This window comes from Streptomyces sp. NPDC093510 (genome assembly GCF_040683555.1).
Taxonomy (GTDB): Bacteria; Actinomycetota; Actinomycetes; order Streptomycetales; family Streptomycetaceae; genus Streptomyces.
Genome location: NZ_JBFBEE010000011.1, coordinates 288964 through 308799, shown reverse-complemented (window position 1 = coordinate 308799; position 19836 = coordinate 288964). Strand labels below are relative to the sequence as shown.

Here is a 19836-nt window from a genome sequence, read left to right as displayed (position 1 = left end):
GCTTCGGTGTGTACGGGTACGGGGAGTTGAGCTGATCATGGCCATGGTGGGGCTGTTCTGGATCGCCGAGGGCGATGTGTACGTGGGGGCGAAGCCGGCCGGGCTCGCCGACGGGGTGCGTCTGACGCCGGAGGGCGTGCTGGCTCTCGGTGACAAGCAGTCCGGCATGTGGCCGTGGGAGGACGTGCGGGCGCTGACGGTCGACAACGTCCCTGTGAAGTCCCTGAAGCGCCAGGTGGGCGCGGTGGTCGACCTGGCGCTCACGGTGGGTCTCGGCGGCAGCGACGACGCCCCGTCCATGACGGTGCGGCTCACGGACGCCGAGGGCGACACGGAGCTCTCGGCGTACACGGCGGCGGCGGTCGGCTACTCGCAGAGGGAGTACGACCTCTCCCGTGAGCTCCTCTCCCGTCTCACGGAAGGGGCGGGCACCCTCCTCGCCACGCTGACCGCGATGTCCGACTGGGGCCGCCGTCATGAGGGCGGGTCGCCGCGGGCGGCGGAGCGGGAGAGGCTGCTGAGGGAGTGGGCCGAGGGCTGACGCTCACCGGGTCTGACACTCACTGGGCCTGACGCTCACTGGCTCTGACACTCACTGGGGCTGGCGGGCCAGGATGCCCGACTGGCCTATGCGGTAGCCGAGCTGGGCGCGGCTGTTGCTGCCGAGGGTGGCGGCGAGTTTGGCGATGTGGACGCGGGCGGTGCGGATGTTCATGCCGAGCCGGTCGGCGATCTCGGCGTCGGTGAGCCCTTCGACGAGGAGCCCCGCGATGGCGCGCTGGCGTTGGGTGATGCCGCCTTCGGCGCGCTGCGGGGCGGCCTGCGGCCACATGGGGGTGGCCAGCCGCCACAGCCGCCAGAAGGTGGTGGCGAAGTACTCGACGAGGGCCGGGTGACGTAGTTCCAGGGCGATGCTGCGGTCCTTGCTCGCCGGGATGAACGCCACGGTCCTGTCGAAGACGAAGAGCCGGTCGGTGACCTCGTCCAGGGTGCGTGCCTCGGTGTCGCCGTCGAGCTGTTCGAAGTAGGCGAGCACCGGCAGAGAATGGCGCGTTGTGTGCTGGTAGAGGGTGCGCATCCGGCAGCCGCGGGTGAGGATCGCCTGGTCCCGGGGGAAGACTTCGGCCAAGGTCTCGGGGGGCCGGGTGCCGCCGGGCTGGACGGAGAGGAACTCCTCGGTCACCTCGTTCATGGCCCGGTCTATCGCCGAGTTGATGCGGTCGAGCCCGTCGAGGACGGTGATGGCGGGGGTGTCGGGGCTGGTGGGGCGCAGCCACTGCGCGTCGTCGAGGCCGGGCCGCAGGAGCCCGAGGCGGACGAGGCACGGGGCCGGTTCGGCGGCACTCCGGTGTATCCGGCCTTCGCGCAGGGCGCGGGCGTAGACGGACAGTCCTGGGTCACAGAGTTCTTCGACGGAGTGCGGTGAGTGCTTCGTGGCCATGCGAGCCCCCTCCTGCCTGGTTGAAGCGACGCGATTCTATGCAGGCGTGAAGAGACCGGGCCGGATGCCGTAGTTGAAGTGTCTGCTTCTGGACGGCTGCTTACGCGTGTCCGGTTCCGGGCGCCCGTCCCCGGACACGCGTGCCGTACGGAGCGGCCGTCAGCGACCTTGGCCGAGAACACCCGACTCGCCGATGAGGTAGCCGAGCTGGGCGCGGCTGCTGCTGCCGAGGGTGGCGGCGAGTTTGGCGATGTGGACGCGGGCGGTGCGGATGTTCAGGCCGAGCCGGTCGGCGATCTCGGCGTCGGTGAGCCCTTCGACGAGGAGCCCCGCGACGGCGTGCTGGCGGCTGGTGATGCCGTTCTCGGTGGGCTGGAGCGCGGGTTGCGGATACATGGGGGTGGCCAGGCGCCAGAGCCGCCAGAAGGTGGTGGCGAAGTACTCGACGAGGGCGGGGTGGCGGAGTTCCAGGGCGAGGGTGCCGTCCTTGCTCGCCGGGACGAACGCCGCCGTCCGGTCGAAGACGAGGAGCCGCTCGGTGACCTCTTCCAGGGCGCGGGACTCGCTGTCGCCGTCGAGCCTTTCGTAGTGCGCGGGCATGGGGAGGGAGTCGAGGGGCGCGTGCCGGTAGAGCATCCGCAGGCGGACGCCGCGGGCCAGGAGCGTTTGGGCCCGGGTGCGGGGGCCGCCGGGGGTCTCGGTGGGGCAGGGGCCGACGGGCTGGACGGCGAGGAACTCCTCCGTGGTCTCCCGCGTGGCCCGGTCCATGGCCGCGTTGATGCGTTCGGGACCGTCGAGCACGGTGATCGCGGGGTCGTCGCCCGACTCGGACGTGAGCTGCGCGTCGAGGGCCATGAGCGGCTGGAACGCCGCGGTGAGGCGCTCCTCGCGGCGGCGCTGCCCGGCGATGCGTTCCTCGATGCCGCCCAGGAGGCGGGGCAGGGCGATGTTCGGGGCGGTGGGCCGCAGCCACCGCATGTCGTCGACGTCGGGGTGCAGCAGCCCGAGGTCGACGAGACAGGGAGCCTGGTCCGCGTCCTCGTTCGGGACGCGTCCCTCGCGCAGGGCGCGTGCGTAGAGGGCGGAGCCCGCGTCGCACAGTTCGTCGGCTCTGTGGGCAACGTGCTGTGGGGTCATGTGTGGCTCCCTCCCGCTCGGTCGAAGCGCCGAGATTCTATGGGCTGCGTTCGGCCCGCCCGATGCCGGACGTCCTGTTCTCGCCGGTCTGCTTGTGGCGGTCGAGGATGCCCGACTGGCCTATGCGGTAGCCGAGTTGGGCGCGGCTGTTGCTGCCGAGGGTGGCGGCGAGTTTGGCGATGTGGGCGCGGGCGGTGCGGATGTTCATGCCGAGGCGGTCGGCGATCTCCGCGTCGGTGAGTCCTTCGGTGAGGAGGCCGGCGATGGTGTACTGCCGCGCGGAGATCCCGCCCTTCGCCGGCTGCGGGGCGATGTCCGGATGCATCGGTGTGGCCAGGCGCCACAGCCGGTCGAAGGTGGTGGCGAGGTGTTCGACGAGAGCCGGGTGGCGGATCTCCAGGGCGGTGGAGCGGTCCTTGCTGGCGGGGATGAAGGCGACCGTACGGTCGAACATCATCAGCCGGTCCGTGATCTCGTCGAGGGTGCGGACCTCCACGTCGCCCGTGAGCTGTTCGTAGTGGGCGATGATCGGCAGTGAGTGGCGCGCCGTGTGCTGGTAGAGCACACGCATCCGGGCGCCGCGGGAGAGCATCGCCTGGTGCAGCGGGACGGCGGCCCGGAGCTTCTCGGGAGGGCGGAAGCCGCCGGGCTGGATGGTGAGCACTTCCTCGGTCGTGGCGTCGACGGCCCGGCCGATGGCCTCGTCGATGTGGGATGCCTCTTCGAGCACGGTGACGGACCGGCCGGCCCTGGTGATGGCGGGCCTCGTCCCGCGCGTGAGGAGCGGTTCGAACGCCGCGGCCAGTTCGCTCTCCCGTCGGCGTTCGTGGGCGATGTCGACGGTGATTCTTTCGAGCATGCGGGACAGGGCGACGGCGGGAGGGGTCGGCTTCAGCCAGTCCGTGCCCTCCGTGCCCTCCGTGCCCTCTGTGCCCTCTGTGCCCTCCGCCTCCGGCTGGAGGAGTTCCAGGTCGAGAAGGCAGGCGGCCTGCCCGGCCTCCTCTCTTCGGACGCGTCCCTCGCGCAGGGCGCGTGCGTAGACGATCGAGCCGGTCTCGCACAGCTCATCCGCTTCGTGCGGCACGTGGTGGCCGGTCATGGCGCGCTCCTCCCGCCCCGCGGTCACTTCGGGCGGTCCTGGTCGAGGATGCCGGACTGGGCGATCAGATACCCGAGTTGGGCGCGGCTGCCGCTGCCCAGGGCGGCGGCGATCTTCGCGATGTGGGCGCGGCAGGTGCGGACGTTCATGCCGAGACGCCGGGCGATGGCCTCGTCGACGTGGCCTTCGATGAGGAGTTTGGCGATGGAGCGCTGGACGCCGGTGATCCCGTCGGGCGCGATGTCGTACGGGACTTCCTGCGTCAGCGGTACGGCGCGCTCCCAGAGTTGCTCGAACACCTTGCTGAGGTACTCGACCAGTCCGGGGTGGCGGAGCTCCAGGGCCACCCGCCGGTCGTCGCTCGCCGGTATGAAGGCGACGGTCTTGTCAAATATGATCAAGCGCTCGATGAGCTCTTCAAGGGTGCGCACCTGGACCTTGCCGCCCGAGATGCGGTCCACATAGGCCAGGGTTCCCTGGCTGTGCCGGGCGGTGTGCTGGTACAGGGTCCGGATGCTGACCCCGCGGTCCGTGAGCGGCCTGTCCCGCTCCAGTGCCTGGGTCAGGGCGTCGACGGGGCGGCCACCACCGGGCTGGATGGTCAGTACGGTGGTGTGGCACTCCGATGTGGCCGAATTCAGTGCTGCGTTGATCCGGTCAAACCCCTCGAGCACGGTGATCGCGTGGATACTCACCGGGCTCTGGGAGCTGATGGCGACGAACTGGTCGAAAGAGTCCGTCAACTCGATGGCACGTCGTCTGCGGTCGCGGATCTCGCGCTCCAGTGGCTGGAGACGTTGCGCGAGGGCGACGGACGGGGGGACGGGGCGCAGCCAATTGGGGTCGTCAGGATCCGGGTGAAGCAGGGCGAACTCCACGAGACAAGGTGCCAGTTCCACTTCGACACGGTTGATGCGTCCGGATCGCAGCGCGCTGGCGTAAACCCGCGTCCCCTCGTCACACATCTCAGTGACAGCATGGGGATGTGTCGGTTGTGAGTTGATTGTGGTCATATCTCCACCCCCCAGGGTCCTGAACGTGCAGGAACATGATGCATCGCTCCTGTGGCGTTGACATGCCTGAATGAGCCATCGTCTTGATGGCCGGGGGAGAAGAATCCATCAAGTGAGGACGAAGCCGACTATGCGCGTGAGAATACTTGGCTCAGCACTTGCCGCAGTCTTCTCTGCCGCTGTGGCCCTCGGCGCCCTGAGCGGTGCGAGCCTTGGCAGCAGTGGTAACGGGGTGGAGCGCCCGGCCGACACCGGCTGGACCAGTGTGGAAGCGGCCCCGCCCGCTGATACGGGCTGGACCGTCGGCCCGAAGGGGGCCGAGGCATGAGCACCCCTCCCGACGACCGCACCTTCCGCCGAGAAATGGCCACCGCCTACCGGTCGGGGTGGCACTTCATCGATCTGGTCACCGCGATCCCCCACCGCGGCGACTCGTTGATGGTGACCCTGCTCGGTGAGCCGATCGTCGTCACACGTGATGACGAGGAGGAGATACGGGCGTACCGGTGTCTGCGGAGGCCCCGAGGAGCCCCGCAGCCCGTGCGGTGCGCCATCCGGTACGGGATGGTGTTCGTCAATCTCGACCGGCGCGACCACCAGTTGGTCGGGCAGCAGGAACAGCAGGGCCCGGACGCCATGGGCGTCCAGGACAACATCACAGCCACCCCCCGCAGTGCCTGACGCGATTCCCCCGTCGTTGTAGATCGCGCAGGCGCTTCCCCCAGCAGCGGCGCCACCGTGGACCTGAACACGGTGGCGCCGCTGTGGTGTGTGCCGAGAGGGGAGCGGGAGTACGGGGCCGGCGTCACGCCTTTCCGAGGGCCCGGGTCAGCGTGATCTCGATCAGGACCCGGTCCGGGTTCGGGGACGGGCGGCGTTCGTAGCGTTCCTCGTAGCGCTCCTCCGCCTCGGCTATCGCCGCCGGCTCCGTCCTGATGGCCGCGTGGCCCTCCAGCGTCGCCCAGCGCCGGCCCGCGAACTGGCACACCGCCACCCGCGCGCCGGGCCCGTCCACGCCCGTGGCCGCCAGGATGTGCGCGACCTTCCGGCTCGTCTTGCGGGCGAGGACGCGGGCGACTCCGGCCTCCGGGTCGTACGTCACGCCGACGGGCACCACGTGCGGGGTGCCGTCCGGGCGCAGGGTCGTCAAGGTGCAGAGGTGCCGTTCGCGCCAGAAGCTGAGGTAGGGCTCGGGCGGGTCGGACAGGTCGATGCGGTGCGGGGCCATGACCCGGAACATAGCCGCCCGGGGTTCACGCGCTCTCCTTGAGTGGACTAGACTCAACTTTGTGTACGTTGACCTAGTCAGTGTTACCTCGTAAGGAGTTACCCCGTAAGGAGGGAGAAGCGCAGGTGGACGCCGAGCTGACCAACAGGAGCCGGGACGCGATCAACGCGGCCAGCAGCCGTGCCATCAAGGACGGTCACCCGGACCTGACGCCAGCGCATTTGCTGCTGGCGCTGCTGGAGGGCGAGGACAACGAGAACATCGTCGACCTGCTCGCCGCGGTCGACGCCGACCAGGCGGCCGTGCGCGCGGACACCGAGCGCCTCCTCGGGGCGCTGCCCAGCGTGACCGGGTCCACCGTGTCGCCGCCCCAGCCCGACCGGGAGCTGCTGGCCGTCGTCTCGGACGCCGGGCAGCGCGCGAAGGAGCTCGGCGACGACTACCTGTCGACCGAGCACCTGCTCATCGGCATCGCCGCCAAGGGCGGCAAGGCCGGGGAGGTACTCACCCGGCACGGGGCCGGCAGCAAGAAGCTGCTGGACGCATTCGAGAAGACAAGGGGAGGGCGCCGGGTGACCACACCCGACCCCGAGGGTCAGTACAAGGCACTGGAGAAGTTCGGCACCGACTTCACCGCGGCGGCCCGCGAAGGACGCCTCGACCCCGTCATCGGACGGGACCAGGAGATCCGGCGCGTCGTACAGGTGCTGTCGCGGCGCACGAAGAACAACCCCGTGCTGATCGGTGAGCCCGGCGTCGGCAAGACCGCCGTCGTCGAGGGCCTCGCCCAGCGCATCGTGAAGGGGGACGTCCCGGAGTCGCTGAAGAACAAGCGCCTGGTCTCCCTCGACCTGGGCGCGATGGTCGCCGGGGCGAAGTACCGGGGCGAGTTCGAGGAGCGGCTCAAGACCGTCCTCTCCGAGATCAAGGAGAGCGACGGGCAGATCGTCACCTTCATCGACGAGCTGCACACCGTCGTGGGCGCGGGCGCCGGCGGCGACTCCGCCATGGACGCCGGGAACATGCTCAAGCCGATGCTCGCCCGCGGTGAGCTGCGCATGGTGGGCGCGACGACCCTGGACGAATACCGCGAGCGGATCGAGAAGGACCCCGCCCTGGAGCGGCGCTTCCAGCAGGTCCTCGTCGCCGAGCCGAGCGTCGAGGACTCGATCGCGATCCTGCGCGGTCTCAAGGGGCGGTACGAGGCCCACCACAAGGTCCAGATCGCCGACAGCGCGCTCGTCGCCGCCGCCACGCTCTCCGACCGGTACATCACCTCCCGCTTCCTGCCCGACAAGGCCATCGACCTCGTCGACGAGGCCGCGTCCCGGCTCCGCATGGAGATCGACTCCTCGCCCGTCGAGATCGACGAACTCCAGCGCGCCGTCGACCGGCTGAAGATGGAGGAGCTCGCGCTCAGCAAGGAGACCGACCCCGCGAGCAAGCAGCGCCTGGAGAAGCTGCGGCGCGACCTCGCCGACAAGGAGGAGGAGCTGCGCGGTCTCAACGCGCGCTGGGAGAAGGAGAAGCAGTCCCTCAACCGCGTCGGCGCGCTGAAGGAGAAGCTCGACGAGCTGCGCGGCCAGGCCGAGCGCGCCCAGCGGGACGGCGACTTCGACACCGCGAGCAAGCTGCTCTACGGAGAGATCCCCGCCCTGGAGCGCGACCTCGAAGCCGCCTCCGAGGCCGAGGAGGAGGCCGCCGCCCAGTCCAAGGACACCATGGTGAAGGAGGAGGTCGGCCCCGACGACATCGCCGATGTGGTGGGCGCCTGGACCGGCATCCCCGCCGGACGGCTCCTGGAGGGCGAGACGCAGAAGCTGCTGCGCATGGAGGAGGAGCTGGGCAAGCGGCTCATCGGCCAGACCGAGGCCGTGCAGGCGGTCTCGGACGCGGTGCGCCGCACACGGGCCGGCATCGCCGACCCCGACCGCCCCACCGGCTCCTTCCTCTTCCTCGGCCCGACGGGCGTCGGCAAGACCGAGCTCGCCAAGGCCCTCGCGGACTTCCTCTTCGACGACGAGCGGGCCATGGTCCGCATCGACATGAGCGAGTACGGCGAGAAGCACAGCGTCGCCCGGCTGGTCGGCGCCCCTCCCGGGTACGTCGGGTACGAGGAGGGCGGCCAGCTCACCGAGGCGGTGCGGCGGCGTCCGTACAGCGTCGTGCTGCTCGACGAGGTCGAGAAGGCGCACCCGGAGGTCTTCGACGTCCTGCTCCAGGTGCTCGACGACGGTCGCCTCACCGACGGGCAGGGCCGGACGGTCGACTTCCGCAACACCATCCTGGTCCTGACGTCCAACCTGGGCAGCCAGTACCTGGTGGAGCCGCTCACCTCCGAGGAGGAGAAGAAGCAGCAGGTCCTGGAGGTCGTCCGGGCCTCCTTCAAGCCGGAGTTCCTCAACCGTCTCGACGACCTCGTCGTCTTCTCGGCGCTCACCAAGGACGAGCTCGCGCACATCGCCCGGCTCCAGATCGACCGCCTCGCCAAGCGGCTCGCCGAGCGGCGCCTCACCCTGGAGGTCACTCCGGAGGCGCTTGCCTGGCTGGCGGACGAGGGAAACGATCCGGCGTACGGGGCGCGGCCCCTGCGGCGCCTCATCCAGACGTCCATCGGCGACCGCCTCGCCAAGGAGATCCTCGCGGGCGAGATCAAGGACGGCGACGTGGTCCGCGTGGATCGCGTCGGCGACGGCCTGCTGGTGGGCCCCTCGACGGACTCCCCTGCGGGCAAGTCTCTGTAACGGCGTCCCGTCTGCCCTCTTCGGTTGTCCGCCGACCGCGGCGGGTCGTCGGTTGCTCGCGCAGTTCCCCGCGCCCCTTCAGGGGCGCGGGGAACTGCGCGACCAGCCACGGCCTGTCCGCAGGCGGCGAACGGCGGAAACCCGGCAGACGAGAAGCCGGGCTTGCCCCGGGGGCCCCATCCTGGGAGAGGATGGGGCCCATCCATACGAAGGGACAAAGCACGTGAGCATCGACCCGTCCTCGATTCCGAATTTCGGGGGACAGCCCGAACCGCAGCAGGGCGCAGGACCGGCGGGCCCCGTCGTCCCCGACCAGGACCTGGTGAAGCAGCTCCTGGACCAGATGGAGCTCAAGCACGTCGTCGACGACGAGGGTGACCTCGCGGCGCCGTGGGAGGAGTTCCGTACGTACTTCATGTTCCGCGGCGAGGACGACCAGCAGGTCTTCTCGGTGCGGACGTTCTACGACCGGCCGCACCAGATCGAGCAGAAGCAGCAGCTTCTGGAGTCGATCGACGACTGGAACCGCCGCACGCTGTGGCCGAAGGTCTACAGCCACACGCACGACGACGGCACGGTCCGCCTCATCGGCGAGGCCCAGATGCTGATCGGCACCGGCGTCTCGCTGGAGCACTTCGTGTCGTCGACCGTCAGCTGGGTGCGCGCCGCGATCGAGTTCGACCGCTGGCTCGTGGAGCAGCTGGGCCTGGAGGCCGAGGTCGACGCCGCCGAGGGCGACGAGAAGCCGGGCGACGCCGAGGCCTGAGGGTCCATGCGCGCGTAAGAGCCCGGCGGGACGCACCACGTCCCGCCGGGCTCTCGGCATGCCGGGGCTACGGCACAGGCTCTCAGCCCGCCAACGTCTTGAGGCGCGTCACCGCCTCCTCCAGTACGGACGTCCGCTTGCAGAAGGCGAACCGCACGAAGGGGGCGCCCGCGTCCCGGTGGTCGTAGAAGACGGCGTTCGGGATGGCGACGACGCCGGCCCGTTCCGGGAGCGAGCGGCAGAAGGCGAAGCCGTCGGTCGTGCCGAGCGGGGTGATGTCGGTCGTGATGAAGTACGTGCCCGCCGGGCGGTAGACGTCGAAGCCCGCCGCCGCGAGGCCCTCGCCGAGGAGGTCCCGCTTGGCCAGCATGTCCGCGCGGAAGTCGTCGAAGTAGGAGCCGGGCAGGGCGAGCGCCTCCGCGATGGCGTACTGGAAGGGGCCCGAGGCGACGTACGTCAGGAACTGCTTCGCCGAGCGGACCGCCGCGACCAGCTCCGGCGAGGCCGTGATCCAGCCGACCTTCCAGCCCGTGAACGAGAACGTCTTGCCCGCGGAGCCGATGCTGACCGTGCGCTCGCGCATGCCGGGGAAGGTGGCGAGCGGGATGTGTTCTGCGTCGTCGAAGACGAGGTGTTCGTAGACCTCGTCGGTGACGACGAGGAGGTCCCGCTCGACCGCCAGCTTCGCGATCTCCGTGAGCTCGGCGCGGGTGAGCACGGTGCCGGTCGGGTTGTGCGGGGTGTTGAGGAGGATCAGCCGGGTGCGGTCGGTGATCGCGTCGCGCAGCTCGTCCAGGTCGAGGACGAAGCGTCCGTCGCGGGGGCGCAGGGTGACCGGGACGCGGGTGCCGCCGGCCAGGGCTATCGAGGCGGCGTACGAGTCGTAGTAGGGCTCGAGGGCGATGACCTCGTCGCCCGGCTCGACGAGGGCGAGCAGCGACGCGGCGATCGCCTCGGTGGCGCCCGCCGTCACGAGGACCTCGCGGTCGGGGTCGTAGGAGAGCGCGTACCGCGCGAGCTGGTGCCCGGCGATCGCCGTGCGGAGCTCCGGGACGCCGGGGCCCGGTGGGTACTGGTTGCCGCGGCCGTCGCGCAGCGCCCGTACCGCGGCCTCCCGTACGGCCTCGGGGCCGTCCGTGTCGGGGAAGCCCTGGCCCAGGTTGATCGCGCCCGTCCGCACCGCGAGTGCGGACATCTCGGCGAAAATCGTCGTACCGAACTCGGCGAGGCGGCGATTGAGCAGCGGGCGCTCGCGCCCGGAGGAGGACGTCATGGCCGCCATCCTGCGCCGAACCTCTGGAGTTCCTCAACTCTGCTTTGCGTAGGCTCGGGCGGGGGCATCCCCCTGTCACGCGAGAAGCACGGCCCACGGGGGACCTGCTGCGGGGGAACGGAAGGAGCGTGAGGGCCGTGATCGTGGCTTTCATCTTCATCGCTGTGCTCGTCTTCGCCCTGGTGGCGACGGTCAGCTATGGGGGAAACGGCCGGGGCCGCAACCGTCGGCGGTGGTCATCGAGCGCCGCGTCGGGCTCGTCGGGCGGCAGCTGGTGGGCCGGGGGCGGCGGCGACGGGGGCGGCGGGCCCGACGGCGGCGGCCACTCCTGCGGCGGACATTCGTCGTGCGGGGGCGGGGGGTCCTCGTGCGGAGGTGGCGGGGGCGGCGGATGCGGCGGAGGCAGCTGACACGGGGCAGCTGGTCCACCGGTTCCATGGAAGCGCCCGGCGGGGCAGGCAATTCCCGCCGGGCGCTTCGGCGTTGTCGTACGGCACCGGCACGGGGCGTCGTTCCGGGATTGCTGTACTGAACAGTTGAACTGCGTAGCCCTCATGGGGATGGAAACGCCACGTACTTGGGTAAAAACGCAGTGGCAGCGTCGCCGACCATGATTCCCTCTCACACGTCAGCACCGCCCTCGGACGTCCGGTACAGGTTTCACCGACCGGGATCTGGATACCCGTAAGACGTTCTCGTGGGCACGAGCCGGCATTCCGACCTCCCGGAGTCCGATCCGGGTGCGCCGGCCCCACCTCCATTGAGTGTTAGCGGAGCCGACCCATGCTCACGACCCTGAAGACCGGCTATACCGACACGCGCGCCGAGGATCTGGCCTGGGCCCTGGGGCGCGAGCCGCTTCCCGCGCTCGCGACCCTCGAACTGGAACTGGCCGACGCGAAAATGCAGTTGAGACTTCTCGGGGCCTCACATCAGGTGCTTCTGGAGGATGAGCAGGGCGGTTGTTCCGAGACCGTGGCCTGCATCCCCGGCAGCAGCACACCTCTTCCGCTCGGCGTCTCGAAGCGCGTGGGGGAATGGGAGTACGAATTCGCGGCCCGGGTGGAAATTCTGTCGCCCGGTCAGTTCGCGGGCCGCGCCCAGGAATTGCTCGCGCTGGTCGCCGAGCACCCGCACGGCCTTGCGGGTGTGTTCCCCGGCAGCCCGCACGCCTTCACCGCGATGCTGGCGCAGCGCCACGAAGGGGCCCTGATGTGGCGTACGTGGCACGCGTATCCGCAGGACGGCCAGCTGGTGGCGACCCGTACCAGAGTGGGCGCGCGGATGCCGCTGCCCGCGTCGCTCTGAGCGAGCCGACCGAGCTGAGCGAGCCGACCGAGCCGGCCGAGCTGAGCGAGCCGACCGGGCCGACCGGGCGAGGCCGTGCGGGCAGGGGATTTGCACCCATGTGGGGGACCCGGGGTGAGGGTGCGGTGACGTAGCGTTCCATGGATGCTCGAGCCGACAGTGCGGTTGCCGGTCCCGCCCCGGACAGGACGTTCCCTCGTCCTCGTGGGCGCGTTCGTCTGCGCCGCCTGCGGCCTCGTCTACGAACTCGAACTCGTCGCACTCGCCGCCTACTTGATCGGCGACTCCGTCACCCAGGCCTCCGTCGTGCTCTCCGTGATGGTCTTCGCCATGGGCATCGGCTCGCTGCTCGCCAAGCGGCTGAGGCGCCGCGCCGCCGTCTGGTTCGGACTCATCGAGACGGCGCTCGCGCTGGTCGGCGGATACAGCGCCATGGCGTTGTATGCGGTGTTCGCCTGGTCCGGCGACAAGGGAGAGGTGTGGGCGGGCGGCTCGCGCGGCCTGCTCGTCGCGTTCTCCCTCGCCATCGGCGTCCTCATCGGCGCCGAGGTGCCGCTCCTGATGGTGCTCATCCAGCGCATCCGGCGCCAGGACGCGGGCGGCGCCGTCGCCGACCTGTTCGCCGCCGACTACGTGGGCGCCCTGGTGGGCGGGCTCGCCTTCCCCTTCCTGCTCCTGCCGCTGTTCGGGCAGCTGACGGGCGCCCTGTTCACCGGCGCCGTCAACGCCGTCGCGGGCGGCGCGCTCGTCTTCGGCCTGTTCCGGCAGGACCTGAGCGTGCGCGGCCGCTGGGTGCTGCTCACCGCGAACCTCGTCGTCCTCTCCCTGCTCGCCTCCGCCGCCGTGCTCGTCGACGACTTCGAGCGGGCCGCCCGGCGCGCGGTGTACGGCACGGACGTACGGGTCGCCGTGCAGACCGACGTCCAGGAGGTCGTCCTCACCGGCGGGCGGCTGAACTCCCTCGACCTCTACCTCGACGGCCGCCTGCGCATCAGCGGACGCGACGAGAAGCGCTACCACCGAGGGCTCGTCGCACCCGCGATGCGCGGGCCCCGGGCGCGCGTGCTGATCCTCGGCGGCGGTGACGGCCTCGCCGCCCGCGAGGTCCTGCGCCACCCGGGCGTACGCCGCGTCGACGTCGTCGAACTGGACGCGGGCCTCGTCCGCCTGGCACGGCACGACCCCGCCCTGAGCGAGCTCAACGGCCACGCCTACCGCGACCCGCGGGTGCGCGTGGTGCACGCCGACGCGTTCCGCCGGCTGCGCCACGCCCGCGCGCGGTACGACGTCGTGATCTCCGACCTGCCGGACCCGGGCATCACGGCCAGCACGAAGCTCTACTCCCAGGAGTTCTACGGCCTGGCACGCCGCGCCCTCGCCGACGGCGGCCGGCTCGCCGTGCACGCGGGGCCGCTGACGACCAGGCCGCGCGTCTTCTGGACGGTCGAGACGACGCTGCGCGCGGCCGGCCTGCGGACCGTGGCGTACGGCGTGGGCGGTCGGCGCTCCGGATTCGCCGCCGGGCCCGACCGCACGGCGCGGGGGGCCGGCGCGCCCCGCGACTGGGGCTTCGTGCTCGCCGCGCGGACCCGGCCCGTGCTGCTCCGCGCGGCCGGTTCGGAGGTGGTGCGCGCCGGGACGCGGGCGGCCGGACCGACCCGGCAGCGGGGACTGCCGCCCTCCACCCTCGTGCATCCGCGTTACGCGAACTGACGTACACGGGTCGGTGAACTGTCGTACAAGTGGCGGTCACGTGGGTAGGCTCCACTGCCATGGAGCATGAGGTGTTCGTTCCGGTCTCTGCAGAGCGGCTCCGGCAGGTCCTGGCCGACCCCGAGCGGGTCGCCGGGGCGGTCCCCGGGCTTCAGCGCGACACGGAGGAGACGGCCGGGCCGCTCTCCGGCCGCCTCAAGGTGCGCGTCGGGGGACACACCATCACCTACCGCGGCTCGGCGCGGACCGATGCCCGCGCCGACGGGACGTACGCCGTCGAGGGCGAAGGCGCGGAGGTGCGCGGCTCCGGCACCGTGAAGCTGACGCTGACCGTGCGGCTCGTGCCGGCCGTCGCGGGGACGACCCTCGTGTTCGGCGGGAGCGCGACAGCCGACGGGCGGATCACGGAAGGTTCTCCACAGGCTGTGGAATCCGCTGTGTGCAGGCTCCTGGACCGATTCGCGGAAGGCTTGGGGGCGGCGGCACCGCCCGACACGATGCCCGACCCCGCACTGAGCGACGACGTCGATGACATTGACGACATCGACGATGCAGACGACCTCGACGACGACGGCATCAATCTCGACGACACGAACGTCCTCGACGAGGTGGACGGCATCGAGGACATCGAGGATTTGGAGGACCTGGAGGATCTCGAAGACATCCGGGACATCGACGTGCCGCCCGCCGAGGCCGCCCACGCCCGCCGCACGATGATCGGCCGCAGCGCCGAAGAGGTCGACCACGCCCCGCCCCGCGGCCGGTACGCGCCGGCGCCCGCCGCCGAGTCCCTCGCCGCCAACGCCACGCTCCGCTGGGCCGCGCCCGCCGCCGCCCTCGCGCTGGCCTCGGCCATCGTGGTCGGCAGGGCCCTGCGCCGCCGCCGCTGACCGTCCACGCCGTAGGGTCGGCACTGTGAGTACCGAAGACGTGACCCTCACCGCGGGCGACGCGGAAGTGACTGTGCAGCCGGGCAACGGCTGCCGCATCGGAAGTCTGCGCATCGGCGGCGTCGAGCTGCTGCGCCAGGGGAAGAAGTACGGCTGCTTCCCGATGGTGCCGTGGTGCGGCCGGATCAGGGACGGCCGGTTCCGCGACGGCGCGACGGTCCACCAGATGCCGCTGAACTCCCCGCCGCACGCCATCCACGGCTTCGCCCGCGACGCCGAATGGCGCACGGCACGCACCTCGAAGACCGAGGCCGTCTTCACGTACGACCTGACAGCGCCGTGGCCCCACCCGGGCCGCGTCACCCAGATCGTGGAACTCACCGAGGACGGGTTGACGCTGCGCCTCGGCATCGAGACGTACGACGACTCCTTCCCCGCGCAGGCCGGCTGGCACCCGTGGTTCAACCGGGTCCTCGACGGCGGCGGCGAGCCCGTCCGCATCGACTTCGACCCCGCCTGGCAGGAGGAGCGCGGCAACGACCACCTCCCCACCGGCCACCGCGTCGACCGCAAGCCCGGCCCCTGGGACGACTGCTTCGGCATGCCGGACGGCGTCGACGTGACGCTGACCTGGCCCGAACGGCTCGAAGTGAACGTCAAGAGCCGCGAGCAGTGGGTCGTCGTCTACGACGAGCAGGAGGCCGCGGTGTGCGTCGAACCGCAGACCGGACCGCCCGACGGGCTCAACACCGACCCCCGCCTGGTCACCCCCATCGAGCCGCTGGAGACGGCGACGACCTGGACCTGGCGTCGGCTTTAAGCTTTCAGGCATGACTGACGTACGCGGCGAGCTGCTGCAGCAGATCAAGGACAAGGCCGTCGTGCACGGCAAGGTGACGCTCTCCTCCGGCCTGGAGGCCGACTACTACATCGACCTCCGCCGGATCACCCTCGACGGCGAGGCCGCCCCGCTGGTCGGCCAGGTCCTGCTCGACCTGACCGCCGACCTCGACTTCGACGCGGTGGGCGGCCTGACCATGGGCGCCGACCCGGTCGCCGGCGCGATGCTGCACGCGTCCGCCGCCCGCGGCAAGCGCCTCGACGCCTTCGTCGTCCGCAAGGCCGCCAAGGCGCACGGCATGCAGCGCCGCGTCGAGGGCCCCGACATCAAGGGCCGCCGCGTCCTGGTCGTCGAGGACACCTCCACCACCGGCGGTTCGCCGCTGACCGCCGTCGAGGCCGTCCGCGAGGCGGGCGCCGAGGTCGTCGGCGTCGCCACGATCGTGGACCGGGCCACCGGCGCCGGCGAGAAGATCACCGAGGGTGCGGGTGTGCCGTACCTCTTCGCGTACTCGAAGGACGACCTCGGCCTGGACTGACGGCCGGGTCCTTGAGGACCGTCGCGTCTGGAAAGATGGGGGCGACAATGTCGTCGCCCCCAGGTCAGGGTCCAAGCAGCACAGCACCCACCCGCACATCACAAGGAGCGGACACATGCCCATCGCAACTCCCGAGGTCTACGCCGAGATGCTCGACCGGGCGAAGGCAGGCAAGTTCGCCTACCCGGCGATCAACGTGACGTCCTCGCAGACCCTGCACGCGGCCCTGCGCGGCTTCGCCGAGGCCGAGAGCGACGGCATCATCCAGATCTCCACCGGTGGTGCGGAGTTCCTGGGCGGCCAGCACAACAAGGACATGGTGACCGGCGCGGTCGCGCTCGCCGAGTTCGCGCACATCGTCGCCGCCAAGTACGACGTCACCGTCGCGCTGCACACCGACCACTGTCCCAAGGACAAGCTGGACACGTATGTGCGTCCGCTGATCGACGTCTCCGCCGAGCGCGTCAAGGCCGGCCGTGACCCGCTGTTCCAGTCGCACATGTGGGACGGCTCCGCCGAGACCCTCGCCGACAACCTGGCCATCGGCCAGGAGCTGCTCGCGAAGGCCGCCGCCGCGAAGATCATCCTCGAGGTGGAGATCACCCCCACCGGTGGTGAGGAGGACGGCGTCAGCCACGAGATCAACGACGAGCTGTACACGACCGTCGACGACGCGCTGCGCACCGCCGAGGCCCTGGGCCTCGGCGAGAAGGGCCGCTACCTCCTCGCCGCCTCGTTCGGCAACGTCCACGGCGTCTACAAGCCGGGCAACGTCGTCCTGCGCCCCGAGCTCCTGAAGGACCTCCAGGAGGGCGTCGGCGCCAAGTACGGCAAGACCGCCGGGTCGCAGCCGTTCGACTTCGTCTTCCACGGCGGCTCCGGCTCGACCGCCGAGGAGATCGCGACCGCCCTGGAGAACGGCGTCGTGAAGATGAACCTCGACACCGACACGCAGTACGCGTTCACGCGCCCCGTCGCGGACCACATGTTCCGCAACTACGACGGCGTCCTGAAGGTCGACGGCGAGGTCGGCTCGAAGAAGACGTACGACCCGCGCACCTGGGGCAAGCTCGCCGAGGCCGGCATGGCCCAGCGCGTCACCGAGGCCTGCGCGAACCTGCGCTCCACGGGCACGAAGCTGAAGTAGTACCTGTTGTTTCGCGTGTGAAGGCCCCGGGTCGGTGACCCGGGGCCTTCGCCGTACCGGCATGCCGCAGACTTGGTCCCATGGCCATTCACAAGGATCTGCTCGGGGGACCGCCCCCGACCCACCTGCCCGACGACCCCGAGCCGCGTGAGCTCCTCGCGAACGGCGCGGCGCCCGCCGACGTCGCCGCGAAGTACCCCACGTCCTCGCTCGCCTGGGCCCAGCTCGCCGACGAGGCGTACGAGCGCGGCAGCGTCGTCGAGTCGTACGCGTACGCCCGCACGGGCTACCACCGTGGCCTGGACTCCCTGCGCCGCAGCGGCTGGAAGGGCCACGGCCCGGTGCCGTGGGAGCACGAGCCCAACCGCGGCTTCCTGCGCGCCCTGCACGCCCTCGCCCGCGCCGCGCAGTCGATCGGCGAGCAGGAGGAGTACGAGCGCTGCGCGGGCTTCCTGCGGGAGTCGTCCGAGACCGCGGCGAAGACGCTCGGCTGACGTGAGCGGGGTCCGGGGTGCCGCCACGGGGGCGCTGCCCCCGGACCCCCAACTTCGGGGGCGCTGCCCCCGGACCCCCCTTGTCGGCCTGGACGGCCTCGTCCTCAAGCGCCGGACGGGCTGACACTGCGGCGCCGGGGGTGTTTTCAGGGGCGCGGGGAACTGCGCGACCAGCCACGACGAACCCGCAGACGGACTCAGCCCAGCGTGCGCAGCAGCTTCGCGTCGAAGGGCGCCGCCTCCGCGAGGCGCCCCGTCATCGCCTTGTCCGCCCACTCCGCGTCGGCGATCAGCGCACGGCCCACCGCGATCACGTCGAACTCGTCCCGCTCCATGCGGTCGAGGAGCAGGTCTATGCCGGTGTTGGCGGTCTCGTTCTGCCAGCCCGCGGCGAGGAACTCCTTGTCGAGGCCGACCGAGCCCACGGACAGCGTGGCCTTGCCGGTGAGCTTCTTGACCCAGCCCGCGAGGTTCAGGTCGTCGCCGTCGAACTCGGGGAGCCAGTAGCGGCGCGTGGAGGCGTGGAAGGCGTCGACGCCCGCGGCCGCCAAGGGGGCGAGCAGGGCGTCCAGTTCGGCCGGGTCAGCGGCGAGCTTCGCGTCGTACGCGTCCGCCTTCCACTGCGAGAAGCGGAAGATCACGGGGAACGTCGGCGAGACCGCCGCGCGCACCGCCTCGACGACCTCGCGCGCGAACCGGGTGCGGGAGGCGAGGTCGCCGCCGTAGCCGTCGGTGCGGCGGTTGGTGGTGCCCCAGAGGAACTGGTCGATCAGGTAGCCGTGGGCGCCGTGCAGTTCGACGCCGTCGAAGCCGATCCGCTCGGCAGCGGCCGCGCTGTCGGCGAAGGCCCCGATGACCGCGTCGATGTCGGCGCCGGTCATCGCGTGGCCCTTGGCGGTGCCGTCGAGGGCGAGGCCGGAGGGGCCCGCCGGAGGCGCGGAGGGGATGGGGCCCTGGCCCTCGTCGCGGGTCGCGCCGACGTGCCACAGCTGCGGGACGATCCTGCCGCCCGCCGCGTGCACGGCCTCGGCGACGCGCTGCCAGCCCGCGAGGGCGGCCTCGCCGTGGAAGTGCGGGATGCGGTGGCTGCTGCCGGCCGACGGGTGGTCGACGTACGTGCCCTCGGTGACGATCAGGCCGACGCCGCCCGCGGCGCGGCGCGCGTAGTACTCCGCCACGTCGGCGCCCGGCACGCCGTCCGGGGAGAACTCGCGGGTCATGGGGGCCATGGCGATGCGGTTGCGCAGGCTGAGGCCGTTGATGTCGAAGGGGCGGCCGAGGAGCCGCGCGGCCCGTGAGGAGGTGGTTTCCGTGGCGTCCATGTGCTCTCCCTGGAAGTGGTGCTCAGAAAATGCCCTATGACAGCACTGTAGGCCGTTTGCTCATGTCATCCAAAGGGCGGGTACCGTGAATGGCATGAACTGGCCCGCGACCGAGCGCCACTGTCTGACCCCCGCGCCCGGCGGCCTCGCCCTCGTTCAGGAGCTCCTGAACACCGCGCCCGCCTGCCACCCCGACTCCGTCGACCTGCTCGCCGACGGGGCGCTCGACCGCGCCCAGGAGTGGGCCGACCTGGCCGTACGCGGCTGGGCGGGGGCGACCGGCAGGGGCGACGTGCGGCTGGCTCTGGCGGCGGACGACCTGCCGAATCTGCGCTGTCTGCGGGACCAGCTGCGGCGGGCGCTCGCCGCGGCCGGGGAGGACGGGGACGCGGTGCGCTTCACCTCCGCGCCGGTCGTGGTCGCACTCTCGGGCAACGGCGCCCTGACCGTGGAGCCGGAGGGCGCGGGCGCCCGCTGGCTGGCCTCGGCCGTCCTCGCCGAGGCGCTCCTCGCCCAGGCCTCGGACCTCTGGCGCCGGCTGAAGATCTGCCGCAACGAACTCTGCGCCGCCGCCTTCTACGACCGCTCCCGCAACAACAGCGGCGTCTGGCACTCGGTGCGCGGCTGCGGGAACGCCGCCCATCTGCGGGCCTGTCGCGAGCGGCGCCGCGCGCAGGGCTGAGGTCAGGGCCGAGGCCGGAAACGGGCCGTGGCCCCGCGAGGGCTGCCGGGGGCGACAGCTGCGTACGATATTTGGTGCTGTGGGGGTGGGGCGGGTGCCTTGCCGATTCCGGGAAAGTTGCGGAAGATTCCTGTGGGGACCGGGGCCCCCGTGCCGGTAACGGCAGGGGCGGACCGCTACCCGGAGTACGTATCGAGGAG

20 protein-coding genes are annotated in these 19836 nt (G+C 71.1%); 13 read left to right on the top strand and 7 right to left on the bottom strand.

From position 1 onward, the window contains the following. Nucleotides 1–37 precede the first annotated feature (37 nt). Complete coding sequence (locus AB0N81_RS20100) at nt 38–541, top strand: hypothetical protein (RefSeq protein WP_365360035.1); 504 nt, start codon at nt 38–40, stop codon at nt 539–541. A 51-nt stretch (nt 542–592) separates the two neighbouring features. Here AB0N81_RS20100 and AB0N81_RS20095 read toward each other — a convergent pair whose 3' ends face one another. The 4 genes from AB0N81_RS20095 to AB0N81_RS20080 all read right to left on the bottom strand — a co-directional run bounded on the left by AB0N81_RS20095 (nt 593) and on the right by AB0N81_RS20080 (nt 4690). Further along, entirely contained in the window at nt 593–1441 is an 849-nt protein-coding gene (locus AB0N81_RS20095; RefSeq protein WP_365360033.1) for a helix-turn-helix transcriptional regulator, read from the bottom strand. A 159-nt stretch (nt 1442–1600) separates the two neighbouring features. Beyond that, entirely contained in the window at nt 1601–2578 is a 978-nt protein-coding gene (locus AB0N81_RS20090; protein WP_365360031.1) for a helix-turn-helix transcriptional regulator, read from the bottom strand. Between the two features lie 37 nt (nt 2579–2615). Then, the gene (locus AB0N81_RS20085) at nt 2616–3677 is read right to left on the bottom strand and encodes a LuxR C-terminal-related transcriptional regulator (RefSeq protein WP_365360029.1); all 1062 of its coding nucleotides are present in this window, start codon (nt 3675–3677) and stop codon (nt 2616–2618) included. Nucleotides 3678–3700: 23 nt separating this feature from the next. Next, nucleotides 3701–4690, bottom strand: a complete 990-nt coding sequence (locus AB0N81_RS20080; RefSeq protein ID WP_365360027.1) for a helix-turn-helix transcriptional regulator — start codon at nt 4688–4690, stop codon at nt 3701–3703. A gap of 324 nt (nt 4691–5014) precedes the next feature. Here AB0N81_RS20080 and AB0N81_RS20075 point away from each other — a divergent pair, with 324 nt between their 5' ends. Then, nucleotides 5015–5371 carry a hypothetical protein gene (locus tag AB0N81_RS20075; protein ID WP_365360025.1) on the top strand — a complete coding sequence of 119 codons (357 nt, stop codon included), beginning with the start codon at nt 5015–5017 and terminating at the stop codon, nt 5369–5371. A 124-nt stretch (nt 5372–5495) separates the two neighbouring features. On the opposite strand, the gene AB0N81_RS20070 is transcribed toward AB0N81_RS20075, so the two are convergent. Continuing rightward, on the bottom strand, nt 5496–5918 hold the full coding sequence (locus AB0N81_RS20070; protein ID WP_365360023.1) for a TIGR03618 family F420-dependent PPOX class oxidoreductase: 423 nt from the start codon (nt 5916–5918) through the stop codon (nt 5496–5498). 125 nt (nt 5919–6043) lie between these two features. Between AB0N81_RS20070 and clpB the strand changes: the two genes are divergently transcribed. Both clpB and AB0N81_RS20060 read left to right on the top strand, forming a co-directional pair. Continuing rightward, complete coding sequence (gene clpB / locus AB0N81_RS20065) at nt 6044–8662, top strand: ATP-dependent chaperone ClpB (protein ID WP_365360021.1); 2619 nt, start codon at nt 6044–6046, stop codon at nt 8660–8662. A 223-nt stretch (nt 8663–8885) separates the two neighbouring features. Further along, the gene (locus AB0N81_RS20060) at nt 8886–9428 is read left to right on the top strand and encodes a YbjN domain-containing protein (RefSeq protein ID WP_365360019.1); all 543 of its coding nucleotides are present in this window, start codon (nt 8886–8888) and stop codon (nt 9426–9428) included. A gap of 82 nt (nt 9429–9510) precedes the next feature. Here AB0N81_RS20060 and AB0N81_RS20055 read toward each other — a convergent pair whose 3' ends face one another. Next, nucleotides 9511–10710 carry a pyridoxal phosphate-dependent aminotransferase gene (locus tag AB0N81_RS20055; RefSeq protein WP_365360017.1) on the bottom strand — a complete coding sequence of 400 codons (1200 nt, stop codon included), beginning with the start codon at nt 10708–10710 and terminating at the stop codon, nt 9511–9513. Between the two features lie 128 nt (nt 10711–10838). Here AB0N81_RS20055 and AB0N81_RS20050 point away from each other — a divergent pair, with 128 nt between their 5' ends. The 8 genes from AB0N81_RS20050 (at nt 10839) to AB0N81_RS20015 (ending at nt 17632) form a co-directional block, all read left to right on the top strand. After that, entirely contained in the window at nt 10839–11111 is a 273-nt protein-coding gene (locus AB0N81_RS20050; RefSeq protein WP_365360015.1) for a hypothetical protein, read from the top strand. Nucleotides 11112–11484: 373 nt separating this feature from the next. After that, nucleotides 11485–12009, top strand: coding sequence for a DUF2617 family protein (locus AB0N81_RS20045; RefSeq protein ID WP_365360013.1), 525 nt, complete (start codon nt 11485–11487; stop codon nt 12007–12009). Nucleotides 12010–12153: 144 nt separating this feature from the next. Beyond that, complete coding sequence (locus AB0N81_RS20040; RefSeq protein WP_365360011.1) at nt 12154–13722, top strand: polyamine aminopropyltransferase; 1569 nt, start codon at nt 12154–12156, stop codon at nt 13720–13722. A gap of 59 nt (nt 13723–13781) precedes the next feature. Further along, the gene (locus tag AB0N81_RS20035) at nt 13782–14612 is read left to right on the top strand and encodes an SRPBCC domain-containing protein (protein ID WP_365360009.1); all 831 of its coding nucleotides are present in this window, start codon (nt 13782–13784) and stop codon (nt 14610–14612) included. 25 nt (nt 14613–14637) lie between these two features. Further along, a complete protein-coding gene (locus tag AB0N81_RS20030) occupies nt 14638–15432 on the top strand; it encodes an aldose 1-epimerase (RefSeq protein WP_365360007.1) in 795 nt (264 codons plus the stop codon). Nucleotides 15433–15442: 10 nt separating this feature from the next. Further along, nucleotides 15443–15991: an orotate phosphoribosyltransferase gene (gene pyrE / locus AB0N81_RS20025; protein WP_062774598.1), complete on the top strand. Its 549-nt coding sequence runs from the start codon at nt 15443–15445 to the stop codon at nt 15989–15991. A gap of 115 nt (nt 15992–16106) precedes the next feature. Next, on the top strand, nt 16107–17138 hold the full coding sequence (gene fbaA, locus AB0N81_RS20020) for a class II fructose-bisphosphate aldolase (protein ID WP_365360004.1): 1032 nt from the start codon (nt 16107–16109) through the stop codon (nt 17136–17138). An 80-nt stretch (nt 17139–17218) separates the two neighbouring features. Continuing rightward, nucleotides 17219–17632: a DUF3151 domain-containing protein gene (locus AB0N81_RS20015; protein WP_365360003.1), complete on the top strand. Its 414-nt coding sequence runs from the start codon at nt 17219–17221 to the stop codon at nt 17630–17632. Between the two features lie 197 nt (nt 17633–17829). On the opposite strand, the gene AB0N81_RS20010 is transcribed toward AB0N81_RS20015, so the two are convergent. Continuing rightward, nucleotides 17830–18954, bottom strand: coding sequence for an NADH:flavin oxidoreductase (locus AB0N81_RS20010; protein ID WP_365360001.1), 1125 nt, complete (start codon nt 18952–18954; stop codon nt 17830–17832). 94 nt (nt 18955–19048) lie between these two features. Between AB0N81_RS20010 and AB0N81_RS20005 the strand changes: the two genes are divergently transcribed. Beyond that, nucleotides 19049–19636, top strand: a complete 588-nt coding sequence (locus AB0N81_RS20005) for a CGNR zinc finger domain-containing protein (RefSeq protein ID WP_365359999.1) — start codon at nt 19049–19051, stop codon at nt 19634–19636. The last annotated feature ends 200 nt before the right edge of the window (nt 19637–19836 follow it).